Below are 13,336 nucleotides of genomic sequence, written 5' to 3' on the forward strand. Positions count from 1 at the left end.
GATGATCACCGTTCCTTGTCGAGTTATCGTGGATCTGAGGGTGTTCGGTGATCCTCACGTTAGGAGCCGGCGACGTCCGGAGTCTTCTTCCCGTGTGCTGTCTTCGGGGGCACTGTCTTCGCCGTGCGCGTCGTCGGCCCCGGACGGCCGTAGATACGCATCACGCACGTGGGGACCGGGACATACGCCTTCGCGGGCGGGAACGACGACCGATACGCAGCGGGCGGCTTGCCGAACGCCTTCGTGAAACTCGTCGTGAACGACCCGACGCTCGACAACCCGACCGACATGCAGATGTCGGCCACCGATCGGTCGGTGTTGCGCAGCATGGCAGCCGCGCGCTCGAGCCGACGGGTCTGGAGGTACGCGTGCGGGGATTCCCCGAATGTCGCGGCGAATGCGCGCGTGAAGTGTGCCCGCGACAGGCCGGCCGCCGACGCCATCTCGTCGACGGTCAGCGGCTCGGCGAACCGTGCGTCGACGAGGTCCTTGGCCCGCAGCAGATGGCGAGCCGGAGGCGGGCTGGGCATGTGTCGATTATGCGCCGACTAGCCCTTGCGCACCCGATTTGTGTCGAGCTGGTTCAGCAGCGCCCGGCCTCGCGGCGACAACTGGTATCCGACGTCGAGGCTATGGGTCAGGCCCAGCTTCTTCAGCTTTCGGACGTCGAGTTTGAAATCCTTTCGTTCCCTGCCCAATTCGGCGGCCAGTTCGGTCGAGACGACGGCGGGTCGTCGGGCGATCACGTCCAGCGTCGCGCGCGTCCACGGTCCGTGCGACGACCGCGCATCGAGCCGGCCCAGTCGGGTCAGCAGATCGTCGATGTCGTCGTCGGAAAGGGCGTCGTCCTCGCGCAATGCGATGCGCGGGTCGGGCCCGGCCCACCGCAGGCCGACGCGGAAGATCGGGTCATCATTCGTTCGCAGCTTGCGGATGGCCTTCGCCGGCGAATCGAATCCGGCGCGGCGGGCGTCGTCGTCGGAGATGTCGTCCACCCGGATCTGTGTCACCGACACGATCTCGACGACCCCGGCCGAGCTGACGAACGTCGAACCGACCGTGACACGCGGGACCTTCCATCGACGAAAGGCCAGGTCGATGGAGCCGTCTGCGACGCCTTGCGCCGTCGTGGCGGGAAGGAGCACAGCCACGAGGGTACCCAGGATCGCGAACCGGTCGTAGTGTCGAAGACATGACCGGATCCAGTGGAACCCCAGTCAGTGCCGCGGCCGCAACCGAGGCGATCTCCGACCCGTGGCGGGTGCTCGCCGACACCGTCTATGCCGCGTACCAGACCGGCGGCATGGTCAAGGGTGGCGAGTTCGTCGCGAAGATCATCGACGCCGCCGAGGCGGTGCAACATCATCCGGACATCGAGTTACGCTACGGCTCAGTTCATCTCGCCCTGACGACACACAGTGCCAACGCACTCACGGAGGCCGACGTCGCACTCGCGAACACGATTTCCGCGATCGCCGCCGACCTCGACCTCGAGTCGCTGCCGGCGCCGCCCGCCCGATTCGAACTGGGCATCGATGCCCTCGACATCCCCAAGATCAAGCCCTTCTGGAAGGCGGTCCTGGGATACCGGGACGAACCCGAGGAGACGTCGGTAGATCTCGCCGACCCGGCGGGCATTCTGCCGGGCGTCTGGTTCCAGCAGATGGACGAGCCGCGGCCGCAACGCAACCGCATCCACGTCGACCTCTGGGTCCCGCACGACGTCGTCGAGGACCGCATCGTGGCCGCCGTCGACGCGGGCGGGTCGCTAGTCACCGATGAGTTCGCCCCCGAATGGTGGGTGCTCGCCGATCCGGAGGGCAATGAGGTCTGCCTCTGCACGTGGCGGAACCGCGACTGACCTCACCCGGGTGTGGTGATCGTCCCCGACATCGAGGTCCGAGGGGTATTCCCCCCGGCCTCTGCGGAGGGGGACGTTTGTCGCCCTTTTCTCGGCGGACGATGGCGGTCGGCATTGGTGATCGAACAGATGTCGTCAAGGGTCTCGTCCCACCCGTAGAGGACGTCATCGTAGGTAACGCGTAGCGTCATCAGTGCGTGGGACAGGGCTTTTCGGTCCCGGCGTCGGTCTTTGCGATAGTTCGCCAAACTGGTGTGATGCTGCTTGCTGTCGCATTCGATGATCAGCCGTCCGACCTTCAGATCGACGTGGCCGACATCATCGACGGGCGGTTGAACCTCGACATGAAATCCTCGCGCACGTAGGCGCAGGCGAACAGCGGTCTCGGTACCCGATTGCGACATCGGATCGCATTTGGCCAGCATCTTGGCGATTTTCCGTGTCGTTTGGGGCAACCGAGCCGTGAGCTCGTCCACGCTGATCTTGAGGGTGGCGAGAACCGAGTCCGCGGTGATGATCCAGTCCTCCTCGCTCATGCATTGCGCGGCGCACGCGAGCGCGATCTCTGTCTGGTCCAGCGCCGTCGTCACCGGGAGAGGGCGCCCGGGCGTACGGCAGAAGTCGGAGCGTTGGGAACCACGATGCTTCGAGCCCCGTACATGGAGGGCGTGATATCCAGGCGGGATCCAGATCCCGTGCCGGCGAAGTGCGGACACACAGCTGATGCAACCGCCTCGGCGGGCCGCCTCGACCGCCTCGGGATCGGTGTCGGCGGTCGCGTACCACCCACGGCTCGGTCGCGTCAGTCGGCCGCTGCGGATTTCACGACGAAGCTCGCTGTCGGTGATTCCCAGCGTGTTGAGTTCTTCTCGGCTGTACACACGCGATTCGAGTTCCACACACTTTCCGACGCACGAGAGCGTCGAGTGGATCCAGTGTGACGACAATCGTCCCCGTGAACGGCGTCGGAGGGGAATACCCCTCGGGTGCAGTCCACGGGGACGATTGTCGTCACCGGTTGGTCGGGCACTCGATCAGGCGACGCCCTCGGCCTTCGCGGCCTCGGCGACCGCGGCCGCGACGGCCGGCGCGACCCGCTGATCGAGCGGGCTCGGAACAATCCGGTCCGGGCGGATGTCGTCCGCGGCGACCGAGAAGATCGCCTCCGCTGCAGCAATTTTCATGCGTTCGGTGATGCGTCGTGCGCCGGCGTCGAGAGCTCCCGCGAACACGCCCGGGAAGGCGAGCACGTTGTTGATCTGATTCGGGAAGTCGCTGCGACCGGTCGCGACGATCGCGGCATGCTTCGCGGCCACGGTGGGATGGATCTCCGGGTCCGGGTTGGACAGCGCGAACACGATTGCGTTGTCGGCCATCGAGGCGATCAGCGATTCGTCGATCTTGCCCGCCGAGACGCCGAGGAAGACATCGGCGCCCGCCAAGGCCTCCGCCGGTCCGCCGCCGAGGCTGCGCGGGTTGGTGCGCTCGGCGAGTTCCTGCTTGATCTCGTTCAGGTCGTCACGGTGGAAGCTGACGATGCCCTTGGAATCGAGCACCACGACATCGGTGACCCCCGCATGGTCGAGGATGTTCGCACACGCCACGCCCGCGGCGCCGGCGCCGGAGATGACCACTTTGAGGTCGCGCAGATCGCGGTTCTGCTGGGCCATCGCACCTTTGAGGGCGGCGAGTACCACGATGGCGGTGCCGTGCTGGTCGTCGTGCATGACCGGGCAGTCGAGGGCCTCGATGACGCGTCGTTCGATCTCGAAGCAGCGCGGCGCGGAGATGTCCTCGAGGTTGACCGCGCCGAAGCTCGGACGCAGGCGGATCAAGGTCTCGACGATCTCGTCCGGGTCTTTGGTGTCCAGCACGATCGGGATCGAGTTCAGGCCCGCGAAGGTACGAAAGAGCGCGGATTTGCCCTCCATCACCGGCAGCGATGCGCGCGGGCCGATGTCCCCGAGGCCGAGCACCGCGGTGCCGTCGCTGACCACCGCGACGAGCCGCTCGGTCCAGGTGTACTTGTTCACCAGATGGGCCTCGTTGTCGATGGCCCGCGACACCTGTGCCACGCCTGGCGTGTAGGCGATCGACAGATCCCGCTGGGTGTCGATCGGGGATCGCAACTCCACCGAGAGTTTGCCGCCGACGTGCGCCATGAAGATCTCTTCGTCGGTGATGGGCACATCATCGATCGACGGCTCGTTGTATGGCGCTCCGGTTTGCCGGTCGGTCGGGACGTTGTCTGCCGTGCTGGCCACTGTTCCTCCTGCGTAACCCACGTCGTCGATGAGGCGGGTAGACGGTGGCGCCACATCGGCGGGGCGCCCGAAAAACCTCGTCGGTCGCAACCACATCGGGTGGGGTGTACCCCATCAGATGTCGCGACCGCCGCGTCCGGATAACGCAACAACTGGGCGCGGAACCCGCTCAGTGTCCCACCGTGTCGACGACCGGATCAAGGTGCCCCCCGAATGATCGCTCGGTTCTATAAGATACAACTTGTGTCTATGTTGAGCACCAACCCCGAATCGGCTGCTGAGCGGGTATATCGCGAGGTCAAGGGTAAAATTCTCACAAACGAGATAGTCGGCGGTGAGCTCATCAGCGAGGGCGATGTGGCCTCTCGATGCGCCGTCAGCCGCACTCCGGTCCGGGAGGCCTTCCTCCGTCTGGAGGCCGAGGGATGGATGCGTCTCTACCCCAAACGGGGCGCGCTCGTGGTGCCCATCGGGGACCGTGAGGCGCGCGACGTGGTGGAGGCGCGAACCCTTCTCGAGGGGCACGCGGTGCGGTCGGTCGTGGGGGATCACGCCGTCCGCGGTGCGCTCGCCGGACGGCTCGCGGAGAATCTCATCGCCCACCGCGCGGCGGATCCGGCCGACATCGCCGAGTTCTCCCGGCTCGACGCCGAGTTCCACCAGCTCATCGTGACGGCCGGCGACAATCCCTTGCTCGCCGACTTCTTCGTCAGTCTCGGGGAACGGCACCGTCGGATGACCACCGCGAGCGTGCACCGGGACACGGCCGTCGCTGCCCGGATCCTGTCCGACCACGGTGAACTGCTGGCAGCCATCGAGGCGGGTGACGCAGATGTCTTCGGGACGGCCCTGCGCGCGCATCTCGCCGGCGTCCACGACATCAGGCCGGGAGACCGATCATGAGCATCGGCGCGATCGACCGCTCGGTGACCGCTACTGCGATCGCAAGCGGTCGCTGGATGCCCGTCTCCGCCTCGGTGTTCGCCGCCGCCTGGGGTGGCAACGAGTTCACGCCGCTGCTGGTGATGTACCGCCAGAACGGGGGCCTGTCCGACGTCGCGGTGGACAGCCTGCTGTTCACCTATGTGCTCGGGATCGTGCCGGCCCTGGTGATCGGTGGCCCGTTGTCGGACCGATTAGGGCGACGGCCGTTGATGCTGCCTGCACCGATCTTTGCCGCGCTGGGCTCGGTGTTGCTGGCGCTCGGTCCGCATTCGTTCGCGCTGCTGAGTGTCGGGCGGGTGGCCAGCGGTGTGGCGCTGGGTCTGTCGATGGCGGTCGGCGGCAGTTGGATAGCCGAGATCAGTGCCCGCGACGGATCGGGTGCGCCGGCAGGCGCACGCCGGGCGGCCATGAGTCTCACGGCGGGATTCGGTGTGGGCGCGGGGCTCGCCGGTGTGCTGGCCCAGTGGGGACCGTGGCCGACGGTCACGCCGTACGCGGTCAACATCGCGGTCGCCGTCGGGGCCCTGCTGTGGTTGTCGGGCAGCCCTGAGACCCGCCCCCGTCAGGAACACCCGGGCCCGCTGCTCGACGACCTGAAGATCTCCGGGATCGCGCACCGCCGGTTCCTGTTCGTGGTGCTGCCCGTCGCGCCGTGGGTGTTCGGCGCGTGCGCGTCGGCATATGCGGTGATCCCCGCATTGATGACGGCCCACACCTCCGGTGCGCCGATCGCCTTTGCCGCGCTGTGCTGCGTACTGGGACTCGCGGCAGGTTTTGGCATCCAGTCCGTCGGCCGCCGCATCGACGACCCGCTCGGGGTACGTGGCGTGGTTCTCGCGCTGATCGTGCTCGCTGCCGGCATGGCACTGGCCGCGGCCGCCGCGGCGATGCTGACGATCTGGCTCTCCCTGCTGGCCGCCGCCGTGCTCGGGTGCGGGTACGGCATGGCGATGATCTCCGGGCTGCTGGAGGTCCAGCGGATCGCCGGTCCGGACAACCTCGCAGGCCTCACGGCGGTGTTCTACGGCGTGACCTATCTCGGCTTCGCGGTGCCCGCCGTGCTCGCGTGGACATCGCAGACCTTCGCCTCGATCACCTACCCGATGATGTTCGGCGTCGGGGTGGCGGCGGCGGTGGTCTGCCTGGTGATCGTCGGGCTCGGTCACCGCGCCGATCGCGCACGTGACATCGCGACGACCTGATCCGCCCGGAGCCGGTTCAGATGCCGACCGGTAACCTCATCGTGATTCTTCAGGCACGGGAGGTTGCGGGCGATGTTGCTGGGCGCGTGGGTCACCGTCGTGACGGCCCTGGTGCTGGTGGTGCCCGGCGCGCTGGTCGGACGTCGGATGACGTTGCCGTGGCCGGTGGCGATCGCGGCCGGCCCGCCGATCACCTTTGCCATCGTCAGCCTCTTCACCGTCCTCTACTCGGCCATCGGGTTCGAATGGAACGCGGTGACGGCCCTGGTGGCACTGGTGGTCACCCTCCTCGTCGGCTGGGCGTACGCGGCGCTGCTGGGCACCCGGCGACTACGTGGTCTGGTACCGGATGACCCGTCCGACGACGACCCACCGCTGACCCGTCGGGCGACGCTGCCACTGGTCGGCGGTGCCGTGATCGGCGGGGCGATCATCGCGATCACCTGCATCCGGCCGCTCGTCAAGACCGCGTTCGCCGGGCTGGGCAATGTCTCGCAGGTGTGGGACTCCCTGTGGCATGCGAGTTCGCTGCGGTGGATTCACGAGACCGGAGTCGGTTCGGCGCTGCGCATGGGTGAGTTGATGAACTATGACACCCACGGTTTCAACTACTACCCGAACACATGGCATGCCCTCGGTGCCGTGCTCTTCCCGCTGACCGGTGCCGACCCGGTCGAGCTCTACAACACGTATTCGCCTGCGGTGCTGGCCATCACGGTGCCCTTCGGGGTCGCTTCCCTGGCGTACTGGCTGGCCCGCCATCGCTTCGACACGAACCGATCGGCGGTGCTCGCGGGCACGGCGGCCGCGGTGTCGGCGCTGTTCCCGTCGCTGCCCTACGTCGAGATCCAGCTGACGTCCGTGCCGAATGCGGTGGGTGTGTCGATCGCGCCGATCGCCGCCATCCTGATCATCAGTGCGGTGCGTGATCGGCGGCGGGTGCTGCCGGCCGCCCTTGCCCTCGCCGGAGTCACCGCGACCCATCCGTCCGGCCTCATCCTGGCCGTCGTCATCGTCGCGCTGTGGTGGCTCTGTGAGGGACTGTGGCGACCCGCGTACGGGCGGCTCGCCGACCTGACGACCCTGGTGCTGACCGCACTGGTCACGTTGGTGGGCATCGCGCCGGTGGTGGCCGGGACGATCAAGGTGTCCGACACCAACGAATTGCCCTTCTTCGACTTCCGCGAGGAATCCGTCAGCGTGTTCAACGCGCTCGGGCAGGCGGCGTTCAACGGCACCATCCCACTGCAGGATCACTACCCGATCTGGGGTCTGATCGTCCTCACGCTGATCGGACTGGGCGTGCTGGTGTGGATGCGGTGCTGGGCCGGACTCGCCGCGTGGCTGGTCTTCGTTCTGGTGACCGCCAACTCGGTGGTCGCCCTCGGCCCGCTGACCTATCCGCTCGGCGCCATCGGCGGCTACTTCTACAACTCGCCGCACCGGTTGACCTTCGTCGTCGCGATGCTGTCGGCGGCAGTGGCCGGGATCGCATTGGGCGCGATGGCGCTCGGCGCGGCGCAGCTGGTGTCGCGGCTGGTCTCGCCCGAGCCGACGCAGGCGCGATCACGATCCGCACGTTGGGTGGCGCCGACCGCGGTGGCGGTGTTGTTGCTGGTCATCGCCGGCGCCGGGGTCTGGCGATATCCGTCGGACGCACAGATCGCCTCGAAGCAGCGGGACGGCAAGTTCGTCGGGCCCGACGACCTCGTCGCGTATCACTGGCTCGAACGGCAACCCGGCGTCCGCGACACGCTGGTCATGAACAATCTGGACCAGGGCACCGGCTGGATCTACCCGGTCACCGGTGTCACGCCCATGTTCCCGTTCTATCGGGCCAACGACTTCTCCCAGCGGCAACGCGACCTGTACTGGGGTGTCTCCCAGATCGGTGCCGATCCACACGTCGATCAGATCGTGCGGGACATGAACGTGCACTACCTGATCGACAGTCCGCCCAGCTACTGGCCGTTCCAGAACGGCGTGCCCGACCCGGAACACGGTGTGCAGGGCGACCCGTTCCTGTCGTTGCGTGAGCACGGCGCGCCGGGGCTGACGCCGGTCTTCCGCCGGGGCAACGTGACGATCTATCGCGTGAACGACTCGGTGTTCGCGGGCGCCGATCAGGCGTCCGGGTAACCGTTCGGGTTCTTCGACTGCCAGCGCCAGGTGTCGGCGCACATGTCGTCGATGGTCTTGGTGGCGTACCAGCCCAGCTCGGTGTTTGCCCGCGACGGGTCGGCATAGGACGCGGCGATGTCGCCGGCACGCCGGGGTGCGATCTCGTAGGGGATCGGCCTGCCGCTCGCGCGCTCGAAGGCCTTGATCACGTCGAGGACCGAAACACCCTGCCCGGTACCGAGGTTCCAGATCGACATCGGGCTGGTGCCCGTGCTGATGCGATCAAGTGCGGCGACATGCCCGGCGGCGAGATCTTCGACGTGGATGTAGTCACGGACGCCCGTGCCGTCGGGGGTGTCGTAGTCGTCGCCGAACACCGACAGCTTCTCCCGACGTCCCACGGCGACCTGCGCGACGAAGGGCATCAGATTGTTCGGGATGCCGCTCGGGTCCTCACCGATGTCGCCGCTGACGTGTGCGCCCACCGGGTTGAAGTAGCGCAGCGCGGCGATCCGCCAGCGGTCGTCGCTCGCGGCGACGTCGGTGAGTACCTGCTCGATCATCACCTTGGTCCAGCCGTACGGGTTGGTCGCCGACGTCGGCAGGTCCTCGGTCATCGGGAGTTGGGGTTCGGCGCCGTACACGGTGGCCGACGACGAGAACACCAGCGTCCGCACATCGTGTCGTCGCATGGCGCGTAGCAGCGAGAACGTGCTGTCCAGGTTGTTCTGGTAGTAGTCGAGCGGCTTGGCCACCGACTCGCCGACCGCCTTGAAACCGGCGAAATGGATGACCGCGTCGATCGTCTCGTGGGCGAACAGGTGCTCGGTCTTGTCGACGTCGGTCAGGTCGAAGGAATGGACCGGGACCGATGTGCCGGTGAGGGCCTCCAGTCTGCCGATGACGGTCGGCTTGGCGTTGCTGAAGTCGTCGACGACGACCACATCGTGGCCGGCCTCGAGGAGACGGATGACCGTGTGCGAGCCGATGTAGCCGGCGCCGCCGCTGACGAGTACGCGCATGGGTCCACGGTATGCAATCGGCCTGGGCGTTCGCTCCGGGGATGCTGTGTTGTCGCCCTCATCGTCTCGGGATACCGTCGGCGTGTGTCGCGGCAAGACGTGGAATTCAGGTCGGGCGGCGCGGGGGATCTCTGCCGGGGATGGTTGTACCTGCCCGACGCGGCGTCGCCTGCACCGATCATCGTGATGGCGCACGGACTCGGCGCGGTCAAGGAGATGCGACTCGATGCCTTCGCCGAACGGTTCACCGACGCCGGCTACGCCTGCCTGGTGTTCGACTACCGGCATTTCGGCGACAGCGACGGTGAGCCCCGACAGTTGCTCTCGATCCGCCGGCAGCTGGCCGACTGGGCGGCGGCGATCGCCCATGCGCGGTCGATCCCCGATGTCGACTGCCGGCGCGTGGTTCTGTGGGGCACGTCGTTCGGCGGTGGCCATGCGATGGCGGCCGGCGCCCGGGACGGCGACGTGGCCGCGGTCATCGCGCAATGCCCGTTCACCAGCGGTATCGCGTCGACGCTGGCTCTCGATCCGGTCTCGGCGTTGAAGGTGACCGCCCGCGGCATCGCGGATCTGGCGGGCTCGGTGCTCCGTCGCGCGCCCGTGACGGTCGGGCTGGCCGGGGAGGCCGGGCAGGCGGCATTGATGACGGCGCCGGATGTGATCCCCGGGTACCTTTCGCTGGTCCCGGACGGCCATCCGTTCCGCAACGAGGTCGCGGCCCGCGTGGGTCTTGCCATCCCGCTGCACAATCCAGGTCGTGCGCTGGAGAAGATCACCTGCCCGGTCCTGGTCTGCGTGTGCGACGACGACACCGTCGCGCCGCCCCGGCCGACGGTGCGTTTCGCCCATCGCGGTCCGACCACGCGGTTGATCCGTTACCCGGAAGGGCATTTCGACATCTACGTCGGGGACGCTTTCGAGGAGGTCGTCGCCGATCAGGTCGACTTCCTCGACCGGGTGGTGCCGCTGGACGCCTAGGACGTGTCTAGCCGATGACCTTCTCGGTCGCGGCGTAACCCTGTTCGACGGCTCGCTTGTCCGGTTGCCACCAGTCGGCGTGTTCGCGATACCAGGCGACGGTTGCGGCGAGTCCGGATCGGAAGTCCACATACTGTGGGCGCCAGCCGAGTTCGGTGCGTAGGCGGGTGGAGTCGATGGCGTAGCGGCGGTCGTGGCCGGGTCGGTCGGTGACGAAGTCGAACGCGTCGGTGGGTTGTCCGAGCAATTCCAGGACGGTCTCCACCACGGTGCGGTTGTTCACCTCGCCGTCGGCGCCGATCAGGTAGGTCTCACCGATCTCGCCTTTGTCGATGATGGTCCAGACGGCGTCGTTGTGGTCGTCGACGTGAATCCAGTCGCGCACGTTGAGGCCGTCGCCGTAGAGCTTGGGCCGCACGCCCGAGAGCACGTTGGTGATCTGGCGGGGGATGAACTTCTCGATGTGCTGATACGGGCCGTAGTTGTTCGAGCAGTTGGAGATCGTCGCGGCCAGCCCGAACGACCGGACCCACGCCCGCACCAGCAGATCGCTGCCGGCCTTGGTGGAGCTGTAGGGACTCGACGGGTTGTAGGCGGTGGCCTCCGTGAAACGGGCCGGATCGTCGAGGTCGAGATCGCCGTAGACCTCGTCGGTGCTGATGTGGTGGTATCGCACGCCGTGGCGGCGGACCGCCTCGAGCAGGCTGTAGGTGCCGACCAGGTTGGTCTGCACGAACGCCGACGGATCGGCGAGTGAGTTGTCGTTGTGGGATTCGGCGGCGAAATGCACCACCAGATCGGTGGCCGCCACCAGGCCGTCGACGAGGTCGGCGTCGGCGATGTCACCTTGGACGAGGTCGATGCGGTCGGTGACCGACGCCAGGGTGGCCGGGTTGGCGGCGTAGGTCAGTTTGTCGAGCACCGTGATCTCGACGTCGGGGCGCTGCTCGAGGGTCCGCAGCACGAAATTGGCGCCGATGAAACCGGCACCCCCGGTGACCAGAACCCGCATGGACTACCCCTTTCGCTGACGCCGATCAGCCTACCGTCGCCTAGTCTGAGGGGCATGCGCGGAATCATTCTCGCCGGGGGTACCGGGACCCGTCTGCACCCGATCACGCAGGGCGTCAGCAAGCAGCTCGTGCCCGTCTACGACAAGCCGATGATCTACTACCCGCTCTCGACGCTCATGCTGGCCGGTATCCGCGACATCCTCATCATCACCACCCCGCAGGACAGCGACGCGTTCCACGGGTTGCTCGGCAATGGTGAGCAGTTCGGCATCTCCATCAGTTACGTCACCCAGCCGTCGCCCGACGGACTCGCTCAGGCCTTCATCCTCGGCGCCGATCACATCGGCGACGACTCGGTGGCACTCGTGCTGGGCGACAACATCTTTTACGGACCAGGTCTCGGCAGTCAGCTGCAGGGGTTCGAGAACGTCGACGGTGGAGCGATTTTCGCCTATTGGGTGGCCGACCCGAGCGCATACGGCGTCGTCGACTTCGACGACGGCGGCCGAGCCGTCGCCCTGCAGGAGAAACCCGACCATCCCCGCTCCAACTATGCGGTGCCCGGACTGTACTTCTACGACAACGACGTCGTCGAGATCGCGCGCAACCTGAAACCCAGTGCCCGTGGTGAATACGAGATCACCGACATCAATGCGCACTACCTCGACCGCGGCAAGCTCGCGGTGAAGGTGCTGCCACGCGGGACCGCATGGCTGGACACCGGCACGTTCGACTCGCTCTTGGACGCGGGCAACTTCGTCCGCACCGTCGAGCAGCGGCAGGGCCTCAAGATCGCCGTGCCCGAGGAGATCGCCTGGCGCCGGGGATTCATCGACGACGAGGATCTGCGTGCGCGTGCGGAGGAGCTCCGCAAGTCGGGTTACGGCAATTACCTGCTCGAACTGCTGGACCGTGGAAAGGGATTCTGAATGAAGGTGCGGCCACTGTCCATCGACGGTGCATGGGAACTCACGCCTGTCCAGCACGGCGACGCTCGGGGGCTGTTCGCGGAGGTGTTCAAGGGCGATCTGCTCGAGGAGGTCATCGGCCACCGGCTCGACCTCGCACAGGTGAACCTCTCGGTGTCGGCGGCGGGTGTGCTGCGTGGCGTCCACTTCGCCGACGTCCCGCCCGGGCAGGCCAAATATGTCACCTGCGCCTCCGGGGCCATCCTCGACGTCATCGTCGACATCCGGGTCGGGTCACCGACCTTCGGCACCTACGACACCGTGCTGCTCGACGACGTGGACCGTCGCGCGGTGTACCTGTCCGAGGGGCTTGGCCACGCTTTCTGTTCCCTCGCCGACGGTTCCACCGTCACCTACCTCTGCTCGACCGGATACAACCCGGGCGCCGAGCACGGCATCAACCCGCTCGATCCGGAACTCGGCATCGAGTGGCCGACGGCTGCCCGCGACGGCACGCCGCTCGACTACGAACTCTCCGAGAAGGACACGGCCGCACCGGGCCTCTCGGCCGCCCGTGAGAGCGGGCTGTTACCGGAATACGCCGACGTGACAGCCTATCTGCGATCGTTGGCGACCGACCCGCCACTCGGGTAGACGCCTCAGGCGTCGTTCTGTTTCTCCGCGTTCTGCAACGCGATCGCCCGGGCGAGCCGTGCATAGCGGATCTCCAACTCGCGGAATCGGAGATAGGTTGCCACCGTCGTGAAGGCGAAGGCGATCACGAGGCAGTACAACACCAGGTCGGTACCACGACCGACGCCGACCCATTCGGCCACGGCGGTGATGTCGTTGGGGCGCAGCATCGCGTAGATCCCGAACACCACGAACGCCACGAAGAGGAGTTTCACGCCCGCCGAGGCGCGGGCATTGCCGCGGTTGGTGATGAAGTACCACACCAGCCCGAGGGCGGCGGCCACCAAGAGTATCTGGATGATGATCATCGGTTGTCTCCCAACGTT

The 13,336-nt window shown here is 66.8% G+C and carries 14 protein-coding genes; 7 read left to right on the plus strand and 7 right to left on the minus strand.

The window, feature by feature from the left end; all coding sequences use genetic code 11:
- Positions 1–59 precede the first annotated feature (59 nt).
- Positions 60–530, minus strand: coding sequence for a helix-turn-helix domain-containing protein (locus tag ACPXCG_RS11775; RefSeq protein ID WP_425792164.1), 471 nt, complete (start codon positions 528–530; stop codon positions 60–62).
- Between the two features lie 18 nt (positions 531–548).
- Positions 549–1,145, minus strand: coding sequence for a hypothetical protein (locus ACPXCG_RS11780; RefSeq protein WP_425792165.1), 597 nt, complete (start codon positions 1,143–1,145; stop codon positions 549–551).
- Positions 1,146–1,192: 47 nt separating this feature from the next.
- Here ACPXCG_RS11780 and ACPXCG_RS11785 point away from each other — a divergent pair, with 47 nt between their 5' ends.
- Complete coding sequence (locus ACPXCG_RS11785) at positions 1,193–1,861, plus strand: VOC family protein (protein ID WP_425792166.1); 669 nt, start codon at positions 1,193–1,195, stop codon at positions 1,859–1,861.
- Positions 1,862–1,863: 2 nt separating this feature from the next.
- On the opposite strand, the gene ACPXCG_RS11790 is transcribed toward ACPXCG_RS11785, so the two are convergent.
- The gene (locus ACPXCG_RS11790) at positions 1,864–2,337 is read right to left on the minus strand and encodes a hypothetical protein (RefSeq protein ID WP_425792167.1); all 474 of its coding nucleotides are present in this window, start codon (positions 2,335–2,337) and stop codon (positions 1,864–1,866) included.
- 558 nt (positions 2,338–2,895) lie between these two features.
- A complete protein-coding gene (locus ACPXCG_RS11795; RefSeq protein ID WP_425792168.1) occupies positions 2,896–4,125 on the minus strand; it encodes an NAD(P)-dependent malic enzyme in 1,230 nt (409 codons plus the stop codon).
- Positions 4,126–4,374: 249 nt separating this feature from the next.
- Between ACPXCG_RS11795 and ACPXCG_RS11800 the strand changes: the two genes are divergently transcribed.
- The 3 genes from ACPXCG_RS11800 to ACPXCG_RS11810 all read left to right on the plus strand — a co-directional run bounded on the left by ACPXCG_RS11800 (position 4,375) and on the right by ACPXCG_RS11810 (position 8,411).
- Positions 4,375–5,028 (plus strand): GntR family transcriptional regulator, encoded by a 654-nt coding sequence (locus ACPXCG_RS11800; RefSeq protein ID WP_425792169.1) that lies wholly within the window; start codon positions 4,375–4,377, stop codon positions 5,026–5,028.
- Positions 5,025–6,272: an MFS transporter gene (locus tag ACPXCG_RS11805; RefSeq protein WP_425792170.1), complete on the plus strand. Its 1,248-nt coding sequence runs from the start codon at positions 5,025–5,027 to the stop codon at positions 6,270–6,272. Before ACPXCG_RS11800 ends, ACPXCG_RS11805 begins: the two co-directional genes overlap by 4 nt.
- Positions 6,273–6,344: 72 nt before the next feature.
- Positions 6,345–8,411 (plus strand): DUF6541 family protein, encoded by a 2,067-nt coding sequence (locus tag ACPXCG_RS11810; RefSeq protein WP_425792171.1) that lies wholly within the window; start codon positions 6,345–6,347, stop codon positions 8,409–8,411.
- On the opposite strand, the gene galE is transcribed toward ACPXCG_RS11810, so the two are convergent.
- A complete protein-coding gene (gene galE / locus ACPXCG_RS11815; protein ID WP_425792172.1) occupies positions 8,396–9,415 on the minus strand; it encodes a UDP-glucose 4-epimerase GalE in 1,020 nt (339 codons plus the stop codon). The two genes, ACPXCG_RS11810 and galE, sit on opposite strands and share 16 nt — an antisense overlap.
- A gap of 84 nt (positions 9,416–9,499) precedes the next feature.
- On the opposite strand from galE, the gene ACPXCG_RS11820 reads away from it, so the two are divergent.
- Entirely contained in the window at positions 9,500–10,396 is an 897-nt protein-coding gene (locus ACPXCG_RS11820) for an alpha/beta hydrolase (protein WP_425792173.1), read from the plus strand.
- Positions 10,397–10,403: 7 nt separating this feature from the next.
- On the opposite strand, the gene rfbB is transcribed toward ACPXCG_RS11820, so the two are convergent.
- Entirely contained in the window at positions 10,404–11,408 is a 1,005-nt protein-coding gene (gene rfbB / locus ACPXCG_RS11825) for a dTDP-glucose 4,6-dehydratase (protein ID WP_425792174.1), read from the minus strand.
- A 54-nt stretch (positions 11,409–11,462) separates the two neighbouring features.
- Between rfbB and rfbA the strand changes: the two genes are divergently transcribed.
- Both rfbA and ACPXCG_RS11835 read left to right on the plus strand, forming a co-directional pair.
- The gene (gene rfbA, locus ACPXCG_RS11830; protein ID WP_425792175.1) at positions 11,463–12,338 is read left to right on the plus strand and encodes a glucose-1-phosphate thymidylyltransferase RfbA; all 876 of its coding nucleotides are present in this window, start codon (positions 11,463–11,465) and stop codon (positions 12,336–12,338) included.
- Positions 12,339–12,971: a dTDP-4-dehydrorhamnose 3,5-epimerase family protein gene (locus ACPXCG_RS11835; RefSeq protein ID WP_425792176.1), complete on the plus strand. Its 633-nt coding sequence runs from the start codon at positions 12,339–12,341 to the stop codon at positions 12,969–12,971.
- Between the two features lie 5 nt (positions 12,972–12,976).
- Here the strand turns inward: ACPXCG_RS11835 and ACPXCG_RS11840 are convergent, their stop codons facing one another.
- Positions 12,977–13,318, minus strand: a complete 342-nt coding sequence (locus tag ACPXCG_RS11840) for a DUF2304 domain-containing protein (RefSeq protein WP_425792177.1) — start codon at positions 13,316–13,318, stop codon at positions 12,977–12,979.
- Between the last annotated feature and the right edge of the window lie 18 nt (positions 13,319–13,336).

It is taken from the genome of Gordonia sp. DT218 (assembly GCF_049847105.1).
Classification (GTDB): domain Bacteria; phylum Actinomycetota; class Actinomycetes; order Mycobacteriales; family Mycobacteriaceae; genus Gordonia.